The sequence below is a fragment of the Chryseobacterium sp. AG363 genome, assembly GCF_003610675.1.
GTDB classification, from domain to species: domain Bacteria; phylum Bacteroidota; class Bacteroidia; order Flavobacteriales; family Weeksellaceae; genus Chryseobacterium; species Chryseobacterium cucumeris.
The window spans coordinates 2,491,009-2,508,539 of sequence record NZ_RAQF01000002.1; the positions used below are offsets into that span (position 1 = coordinate 2,491,009).

20 protein-coding genes are annotated in these 17,531 nt (G+C 36.3%); 4 read left to right on the plus strand and 16 right to left on the minus strand.

What is annotated here, in order from left to right:
* Nucleotides 1–3: 3 nt before the first annotated feature.
* The 9 genes from DEU39_RS11255 to namA all read right to left on the minus strand — a co-directional run bounded on the left by DEU39_RS11255 (nt 4) and on the right by namA (nt 8,409).
* Nucleotides 4–492 carry a DUF4280 domain-containing protein gene (locus tag DEU39_RS11255; protein ID WP_062674244.1) on the minus strand — a complete coding sequence of 163 codons (489 nt, stop codon included), beginning with the start codon at nt 490–492 and terminating at the stop codon, nt 4–6.
* 29 nt (nt 493–521) lie between these two features.
* Nucleotides 522–1,565: a hypothetical protein gene (locus tag DEU39_RS11260; protein WP_120231986.1), complete on the minus strand. Its 1,044-nt coding sequence runs from the start codon at nt 1,563–1,565 to the stop codon at nt 522–524.
* Between the two features lie 53 nt (nt 1,566–1,618).
* Entirely contained in the window at nt 1,619–3,031 is a 1,413-nt protein-coding gene (locus DEU39_RS11265) for a T6SS phospholipase effector Tle1-like catalytic domain-containing protein (RefSeq protein WP_062674240.1), read from the minus strand.
* A 34-nt stretch (nt 3,032–3,065) separates the two neighbouring features.
* Nucleotides 3,066–4,040 (minus strand): DUF2931 family protein, encoded by a 975-nt coding sequence (locus tag DEU39_RS11270; RefSeq protein WP_262696570.1) that lies wholly within the window; start codon nt 4,038–4,040, stop codon nt 3,066–3,068.
* A gap of 61 nt (nt 4,041–4,101) precedes the next feature.
* Nucleotides 4,102–4,272: a hypothetical protein gene (locus DEU39_RS24395; protein ID WP_156106421.1), complete on the minus strand. Its 171-nt coding sequence runs from the start codon at nt 4,270–4,272 to the stop codon at nt 4,102–4,104.
* Nucleotide 4,273: 1 nt separating this feature from the next.
* Nucleotides 4,274–6,205: a type VI secretion system Vgr family protein gene (locus DEU39_RS11275; RefSeq protein ID WP_120231988.1), complete on the minus strand. Its 1,932-nt coding sequence runs from the start codon at nt 6,203–6,205 to the stop codon at nt 4,274–4,276.
* Between the two features lie 147 nt (nt 6,206–6,352).
* Nucleotides 6,353–6,757 carry a type VI secretion system tube protein TssD gene (gene tssD / locus DEU39_RS11280; RefSeq protein WP_002977458.1) on the minus strand — a complete coding sequence of 135 codons (405 nt, stop codon included), beginning with the start codon at nt 6,755–6,757 and terminating at the stop codon, nt 6,353–6,355.
* A 290-nt stretch (nt 6,758–7,047) separates the two neighbouring features.
* Nucleotides 7,048–7,326: a DUF2752 domain-containing protein gene (locus tag DEU39_RS11285; RefSeq protein ID WP_120231989.1), complete on the minus strand. Its 279-nt coding sequence runs from the start codon at nt 7,324–7,326 to the stop codon at nt 7,048–7,050.
* 30 nt (nt 7,327–7,356) lie between these two features.
* Nucleotides 7,357–8,409, minus strand: a complete 1,053-nt coding sequence (namA, locus tag DEU39_RS11290) for an NADPH dehydrogenase NamA (RefSeq protein WP_062674232.1) — start codon at nt 8,407–8,409, stop codon at nt 7,357–7,359.
* Nucleotides 8,410–8,509: 100 nt separating this feature from the next.
* On the opposite strand from namA, the gene DEU39_RS11295 reads away from it, so the two are divergent.
* Nucleotides 8,510–8,992: a cytidine deaminase gene (locus tag DEU39_RS11295; RefSeq protein ID WP_120231990.1), complete on the plus strand. Its 483-nt coding sequence runs from the start codon at nt 8,510–8,512 to the stop codon at nt 8,990–8,992.
* 220 nt (nt 8,993–9,212) lie between these two features.
* Here DEU39_RS11295 and DEU39_RS11300 read toward each other — a convergent pair whose 3' ends face one another.
* From DEU39_RS11300 to DEU39_RS11330, 7 genes are read right to left on the minus strand one after another with little or no spacing between them, the layout of a single operon-like run.
* Nucleotides 9,213–9,521, minus strand: a complete 309-nt coding sequence (locus DEU39_RS11300) for a barstar family protein (protein ID WP_062674228.1) — start codon at nt 9,519–9,521, stop codon at nt 9,213–9,215.
* Nucleotides 9,518–10,141 (minus strand): Zn-dependent protease, encoded by a 624-nt coding sequence (locus DEU39_RS11305; protein ID WP_228436743.1) that lies wholly within the window; start codon nt 10,139–10,141, stop codon nt 9,518–9,520. The genes DEU39_RS11300 and DEU39_RS11305 overlap by 4 nt, the downstream gene beginning before the upstream one ends.
* A 41-nt stretch (nt 10,142–10,182) precedes the next feature.
* Nucleotides 10,183–10,686 (minus strand): ribonuclease domain-containing protein, encoded by a 504-nt coding sequence (locus DEU39_RS11310; protein ID WP_062674226.1) that lies wholly within the window; start codon nt 10,684–10,686, stop codon nt 10,183–10,185.
* 25 nt (nt 10,687–10,711) lie between these two features.
* A complete protein-coding gene (gene nadE / locus DEU39_RS11315) occupies nt 10,712–11,503 on the minus strand; it encodes an NAD(+) synthase (protein WP_062674224.1) in 792 nt (263 codons plus the stop codon).
* Between the two features lie 12 nt (nt 11,504–11,515).
* Nucleotides 11,516–12,049, minus strand: a complete 534-nt coding sequence (locus tag DEU39_RS11320) for a GNAT family N-acetyltransferase (RefSeq protein ID WP_120231991.1) — start codon at nt 12,047–12,049, stop codon at nt 11,516–11,518.
* Complete coding sequence (locus DEU39_RS11325; RefSeq protein WP_183037403.1) at nt 12,046–12,573, minus strand: GNAT family N-acetyltransferase; 528 nt, start codon at nt 12,571–12,573, stop codon at nt 12,046–12,048. The genes DEU39_RS11320 and DEU39_RS11325 overlap by 4 nt, the downstream gene beginning before the upstream one ends.
* Before the next feature lie 10 nt (nt 12,574–12,583).
* A complete protein-coding gene (locus DEU39_RS11330; protein WP_120231992.1) occupies nt 12,584–13,222 on the minus strand; it encodes a leucine-rich repeat domain-containing protein in 639 nt (212 codons plus the stop codon).
* 52 nt (nt 13,223–13,274) lie between these two features.
* Between DEU39_RS11330 and DEU39_RS11335 the strand changes: the two genes are divergently transcribed.
* The 3 genes from DEU39_RS11335 to DEU39_RS11345 all read left to right on the plus strand — a co-directional run bounded on the left by DEU39_RS11335 (nt 13,275) and on the right by DEU39_RS11345 (nt 17,505).
* Complete coding sequence (locus tag DEU39_RS11335) at nt 13,275–14,258, plus strand: gliding motility protein GldB (protein ID WP_183037404.1); 984 nt, start codon at nt 13,275–13,277, stop codon at nt 14,256–14,258.
* Between the two features lie 133 nt (nt 14,259–14,391).
* Entirely contained in the window at nt 14,392–15,294 is a 903-nt protein-coding gene (locus DEU39_RS11340; protein WP_062674217.1) for an ABC transporter ATP-binding protein, read from the plus strand.
* A gap of 9 nt (nt 15,295–15,303) precedes the next feature.
* Nucleotides 15,304–17,505, plus strand: a complete 2,202-nt coding sequence (locus DEU39_RS11345; RefSeq protein WP_120231994.1) for a thioredoxin-like domain-containing protein — start codon at nt 15,304–15,306, stop codon at nt 17,503–17,505.
* Nucleotides 17,506–17,531: the final 26 nt, after the last annotated feature.

Consider the following 17,531-nt stretch of genomic DNA (forward strand, 5'->3'; position numbering starts at 1 on the left):
CATTTAGATTGCACCATCCTGCCCTCCTCCTGAAGGCTGTTCGTTATACATTTCTTCAGAATCTACCAACGGATTGATCTGCTGCTGAACATCTTTATCGGCATTTTTAAAGTTCTGCTGGCTGGCTTCCGCTCTTTGCCCGTGGTCTATAATCTCGATGCAAGGCGTTCCTGCAACAGCACATACGGCTTTGCTGTCTTCCACAATAATATATCCGCCATTGCTGAGTTGTACTTTATCATAAAATTTCTGCCATTCTGTAACCATAATTTTGCACGGCGGCGGCGGCACTCCCATTTTGGTACAGTTTCCGAATGTATTTTTTTCAAATGTGGCGGCTCCAATTTCTTTCGTGGTGACAATCAGTTTTTTGGAAGCGCTTTTATCATTGGCATATTCTTTTTGATGTGTAAGTACTTTCAGCTTGTCCGGAACCTGCCCGAACTGGCATTTGCATAGGGCGCCCTGTACTACAATATGTTTTTCTGCCATATTAATTTTATCTTTAGTGAAGTGGTAATTTAGTTTTCATCAATTCCTGAAACTGATACTGAAATCTTTTTCTCTTCCTGCAGCATGATACTGCATTCGAGGTAAAGAGATTCCGGGAGTGAAGTTTCTCCTTTCAGATAGCTTATGAGTCTGAAATGTCCTTCTTCATTCATCACAGGGTCGTCTTCTATAATCAATGAAAAAGGTGATCTTCTTATAAAATCATCAATATTTCTTTCTTCATATAATTTTCCTGACCCTTCTATGGTAATCAGGCCTGTTTCTCCTTTCACCGGATCTGTTTCCAGTGTCAATTTGTAGCTGGGTTCAATTGCATTGTCTACTACAGGAAAGGTTGTTGTCATCTCTGTTTTAAATTCCTTTCCAAAACTTTGATATATTCCAAAAAATAAAGCACGGACGAAGTAATCATTTTTCAGGTAAAGACTGATCGCCTCAGGCTGGCTGATTACTTTTTCAATCTTTTCACAGTAGTCGCTTACCGTTTTGCCTTCAAATTCTTTATAGAGCTCTTCTTTTATAGCTGGCCATCTTTTTGAAAAAGCCTCAGCATTTTCTACTCCTTCAAATTGACCATGTTCATCCGTACTGATGTGTAAAGGGTATAAAACTTTAGAAGTTCTGTAAGCCAGCAGATCTGCAATTTCATTCACTTCTTCTTCATTGAGATAAAGCTTTGATGTTCTGTCTATCTCAAAAAAATGATGTCCTTTTTCTGTTTTCAGCCACCGAACGGATACTTCATATTTTAATTCACTTTTATGTTCTCCTTTTTCAATGGTAATAACTACGCTATATCTTCGCACTGAAGTTTCCGGCTGAAGAGTAAGGCTGTTTCCTCTTCCAAATTTGACTAAAATGTTTTTATCTGCAACAGCAGTTCTCGGAACAAAAAGCTCTTTCTGCCCGTTAAGGTTAATCAGGATCATATCCTTAACAGCGCAGTGGTTATTATGGAAGAGTTTTAATGCATCTTTATCAAGCCCGTACAGTGAGGCTATACTTTTTAAAGTTTCATCTTTCTGAACGGTATGTATATTATATTTCTGCATAAAAATGTTCCTGCTTCAAATTCTTTTTTGGTATAATACTCTTATTTAAATGTTTAATGGATAACCCTTGTTCTGTTGGGTCTCGGATCCATTCCTATTTTTTCTCTTCTTGCAGACCAATGAAGGTACTCATGACGAAGCTTTCTTAAATCGTCCTGTTCCTTTACTTCTTTCTGATACGCTGCCTGACGGTGTTCCGGGATTTCATTTCCTCCATAGGCATCCCTAAGCTCTTTGTAATGTCTGAAAGAATAAGGTTTACCGTCTCCCATGACGTAAGTTCTAAGACGGTCTTTTATTCCTATTAAAAACTGATCATTCAAAATGGAATATTTATCATCTGTCATCTTTTTTAAGGTGATAGGAAGATTTTTATCAATGCCGTATTCTGCCATAAAATGCAAAGGGATATAACTAAAAGTCTTTACAAGATCACGTGAACCTCTTAACGACAAATAGAATCCGGGGGTAATGGTGAGCTCACCTTTATGATACCATCCTTCATTTTCAAGCTCTGTCTTTAGTGCTTCTAATTTGCTGCTGGTAGTCCATGATGTTTCAACTTCTTCCCATGTTTCATTTCCGTTTTCATAAGCTCCGCCTACGTCACAGTGTACACCAGGGAATGTTTTTTCAGTTCCGATATGTACTCTTGTCAGGTCAAAGTTTTCTCTGTGTTCATCGGCTGCAATGAAGTGAACTACAGTCTGGGCTTTTCCAATTTCATTCAGGCTTAATTCTTCTACGTCATTGCTGAAATTGGGTACTGGTGACAGATATTTTGAATAGGAAGAAACAGTATCGTAGATTCCCAGAAATCTTACTTTTAAGACATCTACCTTTAATCCTGCTTCTTCGAGCTTGAGGCCAAGGTGCCCCCATTTTGGAAGTTCTTCAGAATCAACACTTTTCCCGTCATCATCTGAATAGGTGGTTACTGAAACAGCTTCGTTTGCGACGGTGCGTGAACTGGCTTTATATTTTGCCTTTCCTATTTCGTATACAAAATTACGTGCGGCAGCAGCTCCACGGCTGAATCCGAATACATCGAAAGTAAGTACCGCAATTTTATCAGCTTTCTTTTCAGCTTTAAGGGTTTTCACCTTTTTTACAATCTCTTCACAGCCCTTTCTCACTTTTGATCTGATTCCGGTTTCCCCTGTTCCGAAAGCATATCCCAAGGTAGCATCTCCTTTCTTATCTTCTGTACCAATTCCTTCTATATAAATACCAAAGTTTTTATCATAGTTATCCCACATGCGGGCTACATTACTCCAGTCATTGTTATAACTGGTATTGTCTTTAGCTCCTCCTCCATGTTTTTTATGGGCATCTGTTCCCTTTTTTCTTTCGTCTGTATTGGTTTTATTATTCAGGGTTCCGTCAAAAAAAATCCCAATGGTAATATCCAGTACTTCCTCTTTGGATACAGATGGTGTATAACTTCCAAATTGATTGTTGTGCATCGTTCTTGTTTTTAAATTGACTGATTGAATGCTATTATTCTATCTTTCGGGATACCCTGATTTTTGCTTTGGTAACGGCCAGCTTTTCTTTTTCAGATTCTAAAGACACTAAAACTTTGGTATTATCTTCGTTGACTTTAATGGTCAGATCAATGTTTTTGTCTTTTCCTGATTTCTGAAACAGATCAAATATTTCTTTGTCATCAAAAGCGTCTATCCATACTGCATACCTGTTGTTATTTTTATCTTTCCAGTAAAAACCACAGAATTTTGGTATAGCTCTGCTTTTGTAAGTATTATCTTTTAAACTTTGGTCAAAAAGATTTTCCTGCTCTCCATTATAATTGGTAAAACCAAAATCGATCCATGTGGCTCCTTCAGGAAGAATCACAACAGGTTTCCAGTTGTATTTCTCTCTGTATACGTTATAAATATCTGCTGCAGGATAGCCTTCTTTTTCAATTTTCTCACGAACTTCCGGCTTGAATGTCTTATAAGACGGATCTTTCAACATTCTTTCTGCAAAGCCTTCCTTCAACATATACTGAGCATTATCGTATGCTTTTTCTTTGGTGATAATGGTATCATGAGCCTGAAAAGCACCTACTTCTTTCTGGTTTCCCGGGCCTTTCATCCAAAGCACTACTCTTCCCTGGGGAGCTAGTCCCACCACAAAGGAGTTGTAGGTAGCTTTCTTTTTCGTATCCTGATCTACAAATCCTTCATTAAAAAGGCTTTTAATCTTTTCTTTATCCAGATTCCATTTTCCGGTGTAGAATTTATTTTCTACCAGAGAATACCATGTGAATTCCAGTTCATGAGGCGCATCCATTCTTTCAGTATTGACGTTCATGGTGCCTCCTTCTTTTCCCCATCCTGTATTCTGTGTTCCCCAGATGGCGTCAAAGCCGTAAGTAAAATCATCGGCAACAATAGCACCTTCATACACTTCCATCGGGTATTCCTGCGGTGCAGAAACGGTTCCCAGCCAACTGTATTTTTCTTCCATTTTTTTATTCTGACAATTCGTTAATGAAAAACACCATATAAAAAGAATCAGCAGGTTGTACTTACTTATGGCCATGGGACATAATCTTCTTGTTACTTGCTAAAACCAGGTTATCTCTGTGTGCTTCCACATTGATTTTCTTTGCTATTTTCTCAACCTTTTTTCCTACACTCAGATGGTAAGAATCCTTAACTGTTATGCGCAGGTTGGTTGCTGTTTTGATGATCGCCATATCAGAAAAGTTTTGATTTTTCAGCACTGTTGAACTCTACAATCTTTCCGCTCTGCATGGTCATATTTTCCAGTTCGCTGAACATGGAAATTTCCCCTGCTATTTCATTGGATGTTTCAGATTGTCTCTTGAATTCTTTTTCAATCATTTCCGTTCTGGTGTCGGAGGTTTCCGTAATATCTCCCGAAGCGGTTAATTTCATATCTTTTCCTGCGATGGAAACAATATTATCGTTTGCTGTACTGGTAATACTTGCTCCTGCTCCTATTGAAATTTCTTTTCCTGCAGTGATATTGATATTGTCGCCTGCATTTAAAGTAAAGTTTTTAGGTGCTTTCATGCTGATATTACCCTGTCCGTCCATGTAATAGGTATTACCACTCGGATCAAGAATGGTTACACTGCCTTCTTCGTCATTCATGAGAATCCTGATTCCACTTCTGGTCTGTATAGACTTAAGATGATTGTTAACGCCACCTCCCAACGCTACGCCTCCATGGAACATTCCTCCCATTACGAAAGGTCTGTCCGGATGGCTGTGCACAAAGTTGACCATCACCTGATCCCCCACTTCCGGAATCGCTACATACCCACGGTTTTGGGTAATTTGATCGGTTCCTCCGGCATCTGGGCTCATCATACGGATAAAATGAGTGGTATCATTGGTCTGCCAGTCAAATCTTACCTGTATTCTTCCCTGTCCTTCGGGATCCGTATTGGAAATTACGGTGGCAGTTTGTGGCTCAGCTTTCGGAATGGTGTACTCAGGTTTTGGAAGAAATCCTGTATCTGCTGCTATTCCTACGAAGCTTCCTTTGTAATGACCTATTGTGTCAATCTCATGTTCTGATTCCGTAATCATTATCCTTGTGAAATAAGAGGTTTCATTAGAATCCTGTTTACGCATCTGGACATCTGCTACGCAACCCGGATGAAGGAAAGGAACTGTTGTATTTCCTGAAACAGAAAAAACATTTACCGCTTCGCTTCCAGCTGCACTTTTCTGAGAATACTCCACGTCTAAGTGTGTAGTTGCTTTGATGGGAGCTATCTGCAGAGCCGGAGTCTTATAAATAGTTTCGTTATGACTGTATGCTGTTTTTGCAAGATCACTTACATGTTTAATGGGTGTAGACCCGGACGTCAGCTTTTCATTTTTATTACTGTTGTAACCGTAAAATTGAGGTTTTGTATGTACTGCTTTCAGCTCAACTTTTATTTCATTGGCACTGCTTCCATAGGTAAGCGTAATGGGTTTATTCTGAGCAGGCAGTTTTCCGAAATGTAAAACTTCACCATCATAGTAAAACTGTTCACCATAAGCTTCTGCCATCCTTGCCAGATAGTTATAATGGGTTTCATCATACTGGCTGCTATAGATAATCTGAGAGAAGTTATTGGCATCTACTCTGACATCAAATCTGCTTTTATCAATTCCCTGCTTGATTACCTCTTCAGCAATGATTCCTACATTCACAGGCTGGTTTCCTCCAAAACTCTGAATATGCGGTGCACCGTCAAGAAGGATGGTAGGGCTGTAACCTGTAAGCACAATATTTCCTAAACTCATATGTTCCTGACTGAATCCCACTCCGGTAATTACTCCTACAAAGGTTCTTTCCGGACTGTTGTCAATATCTTTATAGGAAATAACGGCTGTAAGTCGCTTTCCAAGGAATTTATTGGCTTCTTCCAATGAATGGGTCTGTCTGTCTCCCAGAGTATCGTGTGCCAAAGTCAGCGTAAATTCGTGATGACGTCTGGTACTTTGCTTAAGCTTGAAATGCTTGTAGTACTTGATAATTTTCCCTTCTATGACAAGAGAAAGTTTTACCAGACGGTTGATACCTGTGTGATGGTTTTCGGAAATACCATCTGCATTCTGCGTCGGACGAAAAGACGTCGCTTGTGAGTTTCCAGGTGTATTTGACATATTTTTAGTGATTTGATTAGTTTTCTAAACGATTATTCAACAGAAAGAGAATTTAAAAATAAAAACAAAAGATCCTGCAGAATATAGTCTTAGGTAAAAAAAGACCGTCTTGTAAGGACAGTCTTTTATTTCTTGCTCATGAAAGACTTAGCTCATTGGCCAAAGTCCGTCATAAGATGAATTTCCATAGGTAATGCTTTCAGCACTTACTACGAAGCTGATCAGCATATTATTACTATCAATGGCATCGAAGTCTACTTCATGCTGGATTACATATCCGTTTTCCCACTTCAAAGAGATCAATGTTCCTTCTTCGTGAGATTTATTAAAGTTGATTTCTCCGCTTGTTGGTTTATATTTACTGTTTAATAAGCTTTCTAACACATCAGATTTTTCTGTTGCTTCAATTGTTACTTTGATCAATGCGTTTGACGGATCAGATGCTACACGTCCTGAAACATCTGTAGATCTTGACACGCTATAGTTAAGCTTTAACAACTTCTGACCTTCACCTCCATTGAATTTTAAGATTCCTCTTGAATTTCCTGCCATATTCTTAAATTTTAATCATTAACGACTCTTCCCTGATATAGGATTTATATAACAAAGATAGAGTTCATGTTCTAATTTAAAAAGTTTTTAGGCCACTGTTTAAGAAATTGTAGTAGTTCTACGACATTTTAAAATTCTATCCAACAAAATAATACAGGAATTTTAATCTATTAAATTATGCTTTATGTTAAAATTTTTCTACACAAACTCCCATTAATCAATACAAGGCAGAAGGATCAAAACAAAAAAAACACTCACAACCAAACACTTAAACTCTTATCTTTTCATGGTTAATAATGTTTATATATATACCCAACTACCATAATAATAAGATTAATGATCACTAAAATCATTAAAATATTACCATATTTTCTTTTTTTATCGATGAAACTCACGCCAAGGATCAAAAAGAATAACAATAAGGTGTATACCGCCGGATACATTTGAAAAGCTTCTGAAAATTTTCCTTCAAATACCAATACGATTGCTCTCTGCGCACCACAACCGAGACATTCTACCCCTAAAAACTTCTTACTGGGACAGATAAGCATAAAATCATTGATATCCATTTCTGTTGTTTTTACAGACTATTACGATCTTTAAGTAGAGATTTTGGCTCTGGTATACTGGTGTGGGAAAAAGCAGTCTTCTTTCATTTCAAAAGATCCCTGAACAGCAATATATGGATTTCTCAGAATCTCTCTTGCTACGAAAATAAGATCGGCATCCCCTTTCTGAAGAATTTCTTCGGCTTGTTCTACCTTGGTAATCAGTCCTACAGCTCCTGTCTTCACTTCAGCCTCATTTCTCACCTGCGAAGAAAAAGGAACCTGATACCCCTCGAAAACTGAAATTTTCGCTCCATGAATATTTCCACCACTGGATACATCTACAAGGTCTACGGAATGTTCTTTTAGAATTTTCGCCAGTTCTACACTGCTATGAATATCCCAGCCATTTTCAGCATATTCCGTTCCTGAAATTCTTACAAAAAGGGCTGTATTTTCATCCAGCTCTTCGTTAACAGCATCTACAATTTCGATCAGAAACCTGATTCTGTTTTCAAAGCTTCCCCCATATTCATCTGTTCTGATATTGGAAAGCGGTGATAAGAACTGGTGGATCAGATATCCGTGAGCTCCATGAATTTCGATAATATCAAAACCTGCTTTCACAGCTCTTCGGGCTGCTTTCTTAAAATTTTGAATGATATCCTTCACCTCATCCGTACTCAATACATGCGGAATTCTTTCTGTAGGGTGATAAGGAATAGGGCTTGGTGCCACCGTTTCCCAACCTTCTTCCACAGGAATCTGTATATTATTCCATGTTGACCCTTTTCGTCCGGCATGGGCCAGCTGAATTCCTATTTTACTTTCTGAATTTTTGTGTACAAAATCAACAATTCTCTGTAATTTGTCCGTCTGTTCATCATTCCAGATTCCCATGCAGTGATTGGTAATTCTTCCTTTGGGTTCTACTCCTGTAGCTTCTACCATCAAAAGACCTGTACCGCCCTGCGATCTGCTTCCGTAGTGTACAAAATGGAAATCGTTAGCTTCTCCGTTTTCACATGAATACATACACATAGGTGACATTACCCATCTGTTTTTTAACTCTATATTCCTAAATTTTATTGGTGTGTATAACATTTTTAGTCTTAAAAAAATTGAACTTTTCCCCAGGAGAATAAAATATTGCCCACTTCATTAAAAAGAACTAATTTTACCCCCCTTTTTTAGTTGACAATATATGAAAAAAGACATACAGATCAGTTACGAATATTTTAAAAATAGCAGTGAGCTGAGCGATATAGAAAATACATTATTTGAAAGGGCCAAAGTGGCTCGTGAGAATGCATATGCACCGTATTCTCAATTTTTGGTAGGATGTTCCGTATTACTGGAAAACGGAGAGATCTATTCCGGAAACAATCAGGAGAACGCAGCCTACCCATCCGGACTCTGTGCCGAAAGGACTACTCTTTTTTGGGTAGCAGCCAATTTTCCGGATGTGAAAATAAAAAAGATTTTCGTTGTGGGCGGACCGAAAGAATTCCATGAGAAAAACCCTCCAATTCCCCCTTGTGGAGCATGCCGTCAGAGTCTGATTGAATATGAGACCAAGCAGAATGAAAATATCGACCTTTATTTTTCGAGTATGAATGAAGAGGTTGTAAAAGTGCATGCAGTGAAGGATCTTCTTCCTTTCTATTTTGATTCTACGTTTTTGTAACCAAGTGAAACCTGATTTTTAGCTCCTTGCCAAGGTTTGAATCATTGACACTTCGCATTGATTAGTCGTAAATGAGGGTTACAGTTAAAGGATATAATAAACCTAACAGGTTTCCAAAACCTGTTAGGTTTGTACGGTAAAGAATAAAGAATTGAATACTATAGAAGCCAAGAATCAGCATAAAAAAGACTGTCTCCTGTAAGGAACAGCCTTTCTTTTTTTATTCTTCAGATTCTACATCGTCATCTTCGTCTTCGTACTGCTCCAGATAATAGCTGAAACTAAAATCTTCCACTTCTTCTTCAGCATCTTCCAAGGTAGTCAGCAAGTCTTCAAAAATCTCAAGCTGATCTACAGTCATGTTGACGAATTCTAAATGGAGCGGCATTTCCATATCTCCGGTGATCGTATCAAAAAGTGCATCAAGATTATCACCAAACTGCTCAGGAAGCTGAATTTTCTCCTTTAGCTGGGCGTAAAAATCTTCATAGTCACCTATGTCCGTAAAATCTATATATACTGTCTTCATATTGAATTAAATTTCCAATTTTTATTGATTAAAAAAGTTTTGCATTTTTTGCAAAAATCCGTTTCTTCATTGGTAGGATTCTTACCTTCTGCATCTCTCATAAAACACATTTTTTCCGGGCAATGTGGCAGCCCTTGTGTATGGCCCAACTCATGAATGGCTATTTTGTAAAACTGCTCATCCCGGTTTTCTTTACTCAGTCTGAAACTTGAAGCCACGCAAGCTTTTCCTGGTCTATACCCCAACCCCATGATTCCAAAGTCTCTGATCTTTCCTCTGGTAGCACTGATATCCTTCGCTGTCAGACCAATTGTGACAAAACCTTCTTTTGTTTCTTTATTCAAAAACTTAATGATTGAATCGGCTCTATATCGGTTTCTCTCTTTATAATAAGTATTTTCAGGAAATTCTATCGCATCCAGAACTTTAACATTCGGGTATATATTTCTTATTCCTTCGGCTACTTTTGCTACAGTTTCCGGTTTAATATCTTTAAATGGCTGTATGAGTATTGTTACGGCTGGTTTTGCTGCTTTTTCCGCTATCATATTTTTCTTTTCTGAACATGAGTAGGTCAGAATCAAAAGAATAATAAAGTAAAAAAGTCTATAATTTTTCAAAATTAAGATTTATAATAATTACAATGTAAATTATACAATGGTCATTGCTTTTCAAAACTTTTATAGTGGTTTTTGGTAAGATATACATCACCATTTTGAGTGTAGATGATACGGTCAGCATTTCTTCCACCACAATGATAGTTTACATCTGCTTCAAAGTATCGTTCTCCATCCGGCAAACGTCCTTCTCTGTTTCCGAAATGATCTCCGCCAATAGCTTTTCCGGGAAGTACATCACAAAGATTTCCTTGAGAAGGATTCCAACCCTTTTTTCTTGCTTCCTTTTTAGTGATATAATAATCCGGAAGCTTATGATTTTGCTTTACATAGCTGATTACCGTTTTCTCTTCTGTAAGCTGGTCTATAGAAACCTGGACAGAGGAATTACCATCCGAAGAAGTACTGCCATAACTCAGCGTTTCCTTTTTTGCAGAACCTGACTGTTCTTTTTTATCTTCAATAAAGTTCCTGTAGACGTACATCACAGACATTCCGAAAAGAAGCCCCAGACATATAAAAAATACAGATCTTATTTTACCGTTCATACCTGTTATTTATTGTAATGCTATTCTATGCTCTCCATTCTTCAGGAATATCGCAAACCGGAATAGGATCCATTTTATGTTTCGCAGCCTTATGCATTCTGTCGAAGATCTGGAAAACTTCCTTATCTCTGCCTTCGTAATCGTCAGCTGTTTTCGTTCCATATTCTTTCTGGATTTTTTCCAGTTCCGGATACGTAGCACCAATCTGCTGTTCATCTGTTCTTTCCGTATCCCAAAGGCCATCGGTAGGAATAGCCTCCTGAATGCTTTTGATAAGATTCAATCCTTTAGCAAGTTCGTATACTTCAGTTTTATAGAGATCTGCAATAGGTGAAACATCTACCCCGCCATCTCCATATTTCGTATAAAATCCAATTCCGAAATCTTCTACTTTATTTCCTGTTCCACAAACAAGAAGCCCGTTCAGCTGTCCGTAATAATAAAGTGTAAGCATTCTAAGACGTGCTCTTGTGTTGGCAAAAGTCAAATTCTCATTGGGATATACCTCATCGTTTACATGGAAGGTTTTATAGATCTCTTCAAAAGCCGGCGTAAGATTGACGGATATTGTTTCTACATTGGGAAATCTGGATTTAAGGTCATTCATATGATCCTGTGCACGATCTACCTGATCAGCTTTCTGGCGGATCGGCATTCCAATCAGTAGTGTTTTCATGCCTGTCATTGCTGCTAAAGTAGAAACTACTCCGGAATCTACTCCTCCGGAAACTCCAATTACATATCCGTTTACTTTAGCATTTGTAGCATAATCCTTTAACCAGCTTACAATGTGATCTATTACTTTTTGTGTCTGCATTGTTTATATTTTTTAGTCTATTCCAAATTCATGAGGGTATTTTACCACTCCTTTTCTATCTTTTAATCCGTCTTTTACCAATTCTACAGCCATTCCGTTTTCTTCCGGAATATCAAATGGAAAAGAAATTCCAAAATTACTTGTTTTTTTGTAACCAAAGCGAGGATAATATTTTTCGTGCCCGATCAATATCACCGATTCATATCCCAATTCTTCCGCAATACGATGTCCCTCAAGAATCAGTTTCGCTCCGATTCCCTGATTCTGAAACTCCGGTTTTACTGAAACAGGTGCCAAGGCAAGAGAAGCAAACGATTTTTCTTCGTTGACAATTTTAATTTTAGTAAACAGAATATGTCCGGCAATTGTACCCTTTTCATCTTCTGCCACCAAAGATAATTCAGGGATAAAAGCTTTAGACTCTCTTAGCTTTTCTACCAGAAACTGTTCCTGATGATCACTGTGTTCCATTTCTCTGAAAGCCTCTTCCGTAAGCTGAAAAACCTGTTGATGGTCTTTTTTTTCTTCCTGCCGTATTGTTATCATTTTTTACTGTATTTTTCACGCTTCAGTTCGTACCAGAAGCACAATATTCCATCTTCTTCAAACTTTCCCGTATTTTCAAAACCAAGCTTTTCAAGAATATACTTTGAGCCTGTATTTCCGAAATCAGCATAAGCATAAATCACATTGGCATTGAGTTCATTAAAACCATATTCCAGCATTCTTTTAGCTGCTTCAGTGGCATATCCTTTTCCCCAGAACTCGGGAATAAAACGGTATCCAAGATCAAGGGTATTAATGTAGCCATTGATAGGTTTTGTCATTAATTTTAAGCCACACCATCCTATCAGCAAGCCACTTACTTTTTCAATAACAGCAAGCCTTCCAACTCCATTTTCTTCATACTGCTTCTGAATCATCTTAATTACTTCTTTTGATTCTTCCTTTGTTGCCACAGGTTCACCCAGATATTTCATTACTTCAGGATCGGAATCCATCAGAAACATACGTTCAAAATCTGTTTCTTCAAGTTTTCTTAAAACCAGTCGTTCTGTTTCTATCATCATAATTATTAGTTTATTCTTCAGCTCCAAAAATGGTTACGTTAGTTTTAGCACCCTTCTTTATATCTGTTTCTCTTATCTTATTTCCCATTATATTAAGGGTTTGTAAGGCCAGGTTACCGGAAATATCAATTTTTTGAAGCTTGTTATGTTCCAGATTCAGTTTTCTTACTGTTTTCAACTGAAGCAGGTTTATTTCTTTTAATTGATTTAAAGATAATGTTAATTGGTCAATTTTTGGAATTCCTGCCAGCGAAATGTTTTGCAGTACATTATTATCCAGATATAACGCCGTTAAATTCTTAAGATTCTCTGCTTTGAATGAAGAGATTTTGCATCCTGTACACGAAAACAATTCTAGCTGATCTAGATCATTTATGACAATATTAGAAATCGTATTATCATCCAAAATAATCATTTTTACATTTTTAAAAAGGCGCAGATCTTCCGTGGAAGTAATTCCTTTCTGAACAAGGAACAGATTGGTGACCATTACGGCTTCCTGAGATTCAAGTATTCCGTTTTTATTCAGATCAAAATTTTCCAGTACTGCTTTTTCAAAGTTTTTGTCATTAAACTCAAACTTTTGTCCGAAGAGAAGAGAAAGTCCCAAAATAATAAAGATAACTGTAAATATTTTAATTTTCATCATGAATTGTGTATTTAATCCTTATTTTTGTCAACTTAAATTCCATGTAAAAATAATGAAGATTTTTAGATATATTGCACTTTCTTCTCTTCTGGCTGCCGGAATTATTTCCTGCAAAAAAGAACCTGAAAATCAATGGAAGGTAGAAGTTAAACAAACTGCCGAAAAAGTTGACATCACAGATATTTCCAAAGAATTCTACAATCCGAATATTCCATTGGATCAGTTTAAAACTCAATTTCCATGGTTTCAGGGAAGTGTTTCTGATGCCGATTTCGGAAAAAGAAGAGCTGATGCCGAAGAGATCAAAATCTACAAGGAAGCTATTGGAAAAATAGATCAGGCAAAGCTGCAAAAAGAGCTACAAAGCCTATTTTCGCATATTAAATATTACTTTCCGCAGTTTAAAAATCCCAAAGTATATTTATTCTCATCTGCCTTACAGATGGTTCAGGACCCCATATTTTATGATGAAAAGGGTAATCTTTTATTCATAGATGTTACCGGTTTTATGGGAGACGGAAATGCTAATTATAAAGGATTGGAATTATATTTCCAAAAGTCGATGAACCCACAGAATATTGTTCCGAAAGTATCACAGCTTTTTGCAGAAAATATTGTCACCGAATCTCCTGATCACCAGAAATTTATTGATCAGATTATTCTGAACGGAAAAGTAATGATTCTTCAGGATGCTTTTCTTCCGGATATACCTGATTATCTGAAAATGAATTATACTCAAAAGCAGTATGAGTGGGCAACAAGTAATGAGGCCAATATCTGGAATTATTTTGTAGAAAGTAATCTGATCTTCGGAGATGATCCGAGACTGGGAGAACGTTTTATTTCCCCAGGCCCATTCTCGAAGTTTTATACAGAAATAGACAATGAATCTTCCCCACAAATCGGAATTTTTACGGGATGGCAGATCTGCAAGGCATATCTTAAGGAAAAACCTGAAACAAAATTAACGGAGTTCCTGAAAATGGATGCTACCACGATTTTTAATCAATCAGGATATAAACCAAAGTTAAAATAATTCTATAAAATCAAATATTTAAATCCTTTAGTGTAAGCTAAAGGATTTTTTTAAGTAGAATTTAATTATAAATACTACTTTGTATTGCATACTACTATTTTATTGCATACTTTTGTTTCAAATACAATCACATATGAAAAACATTATTGAAATTCGAAACTTAAATTATGGATTTTCAAAGGATAAGAAAATTCTGAAAAATCTCAGCATTTCTATACCCAAGGGTAGCATCTTTGGTTTCCTGGGTGCCAACGGAGCAGGAAAATCCACAACAATGAAGTTGCTTATTGGAGGGATACCCGATGAAACAAACAGTATACAGATTTTTGGTAAAAACCTTTCCGGGTTTTATCCGAATGGGTTTGGTAAAATCGGAAGTCTTATTGACAGTGCAGCATTTTATGACCATTTGTCCGGCTGGGAAAATCTGATCATCATTTCTAAATTAAGAAATCTTCCGAAAACAGAATGTGAAAGGGTATTGCATCTGGTTGATTTATGGGAAAACAGAAATCTGAAAATGAAGAAATATTCTTTAGGAATGAAACAAAGGCTTTCCATTGCAATGACTCTTTTGGGGAAACCAGAACTCCTGATTCTGGATGAACCGGTAAATGGCCTGGACCCTAATGGAATGTTGGAAATCCGTGAATTATTGATAAAGCTTAACCAAGAAGAAGGTGTAACGATATTGATCTCAAGCCATTTATTGCAGGAAATTGAAAAAATGATTACTCATCTTGCTATTATTTCGCATGGAGAAATAAAATTTATAGGAAGCATAAAAGAATTGAATGAGTTGTACCGATACAATCACATCAAAATCGGATTGAATCATGCCCATAAGCATATGAATGAAATTCCGAAGAATTATTCCCCAAAATTAATTGATGAGAATACGATAGAAATTACGTCCAAATCAAAGGAGGATATTATTGACCTTGTGAAAAAACTGGTTTTAAACCATGCCGAGATTTTTGAAATCAAAAGCAGCGCAGGTTTGGAAGAATGGTTTATGGAAATTACAAAAAATTAAATTACACAAATGAAAAAATTAATCACAGCTATCAATATAGAATGGCTAAAAATAAAAGGTTTAGGGCTAATTTATACGGCTATTATCTTAGGAGCTTTAATACCTTTCATCAATTTTATTCCGTCTTTGTTAAGTCCGGATCCCATTGCTAAAGAATCACTTAAATATTCCATTTTTGAAGAATCCATAAGTGGAAGCCCTTTGAAATATTTTACATTTTTCATTCTGCTTTTATTTCTGATCATTGCAGCAAACAGAATTGCTCAAACGGATCATAAAAATAACGGATGGCAACTGATGGAGACACAGCCTGTCAATAAATTTCAGCTTTATATTTCGAAATATGTTATTTTACTATCCCTGAGCTTCATTTGTATTTTCTCCTATTTTAGTTTTAATATAATTTTATCACTCGCAGAATATTATATTCATCCAAATCCTGCAAAGTTATTAACCTTTGATGTATTATGGACGCTTAAGACCTGGATAAGAATTTTCGCTGCTATCCTGGGAATTGCGGCATTACAGTTATGCTTCTCTGTAGTTTTCCAGGGGTTTATATGGTCATTTCTTATTGGTATATTAGGATTGGGCTCCAATATATATTCAATAGTGGAAAAAAAGAGTTTTTTCTTTAATCCATACAGTTCGTTATATACATTCTGGAATGCTCCTGAAATAAGGGATCTGAATTATTTTATTTCTCACTCAGAGTATATAAGCTTTTTCTGGATGGCTGTTTTCCTGGTTATCGGATATTTCTGGTACAGTAAAAAAGGGTTTAAAAATGCTTTTCTTAAAAATAAAAAACAAATTGTCATTTCAACGGTTCTGTTAATTGCAGGAACAGGTCTACTCTATTTTATACAAAAACCAAAACCTTATACAAGCGTTGGATCAGAAACTTCTATTTCAGGAACACTGGAAACGGATCTTAAAATTGATTCTGTGAAAATTGTTTCAAAGGAATTTCATAAAAAAATTGGAGTGGTTGCTGTTAAAAATAATACTTTCAACTGGTCTACCTCTCAAAATCTTTCTTTAGATGAGTACATTCTTGAAATTGGCAATAAAAAACTTGAGGTTGTGATGGGAAATGGTGACTGGTTTGATTTTGACATTAAATTAAATAACACCAAAATAACATTTAACTTAAAATCTAACAGAAAATCTGATCAGGTTTATAATAAAACTGAGAGTTCTTTCGGAATAGACTTTTGGCTCGCACTGGAAAATCAGAATTTAAATAATAACCCTGAAAAATTTTATGAATTAGCCCTATCTGACTGGGATGACAATAAAAAAAAATTAGATCATTATGCAGATGCAGAAAACAATGGTCTTTCAGAAGATTATAAGGCATATAGAAAACAGCTGATGGCAGTTCAGTACCTTAATGAAATTAATAATTACAGAAGAATGACCTCATGGTCTGATCCTAAATTTGCTCCTCCAAAACTATTTCTGAATGAACTCAATGAAAATATTTTGAAACCCACTCCGCTTTTAAGTAAAAATGATGATTATCTGCAATATAAACTGGATCAGATGCTTACATATGATGATCAACGTTCTAATACGGACAGTATTTTATTTGCTAAAATCAATTTGCTTCCTCAAGGAAAAACTAAAGATCAGCTATTATCAAAACATCTATTAAAAAGTATTGAAATACAAACAGACAGTGCATTCAGAAACAAGCTTTTTGCAGCTGAGATTAGCAAAGTAAACGGTACTGATTATAAAAAAATGCTCTATTCAAAGCTTGAACAGATCAATATTTCACAGAAAGGATCACCTTTCCCAGAGCTGAAACTTCTGCAGGATAATGGAAGTTCTCAAAATCTTTCAAAATACAAAGGAAAATATATTGTAATAGATTTTTGGGCAAGTTGGTGTGGTCCATGCAAGCAAATTCGTCCTGTATTTGAAACAAGAAGTTATCAATATAGAAATGATAAAAATATCCAGTTTATTTCAATCAGCTTAGATCAGGAAAAATCAAAATGGCTGAATTATCTCAAGACAAAACCATCCAATATTCCACAATACTGGCTTGAAAATGCAGAGCAGTTTATGAATAAGTACAAAATACAATCTATTCCAAGATTTATCATTATAGATCCTGAAGGTAAAATTTTTAACTTTAATAGTCCATTTCCTGATGAAGATAATTTTGTAGAAGCCTTAGATAAGCTGAAGAAGTATTAACTTTGCACAAAATTAGAAACAAAAGA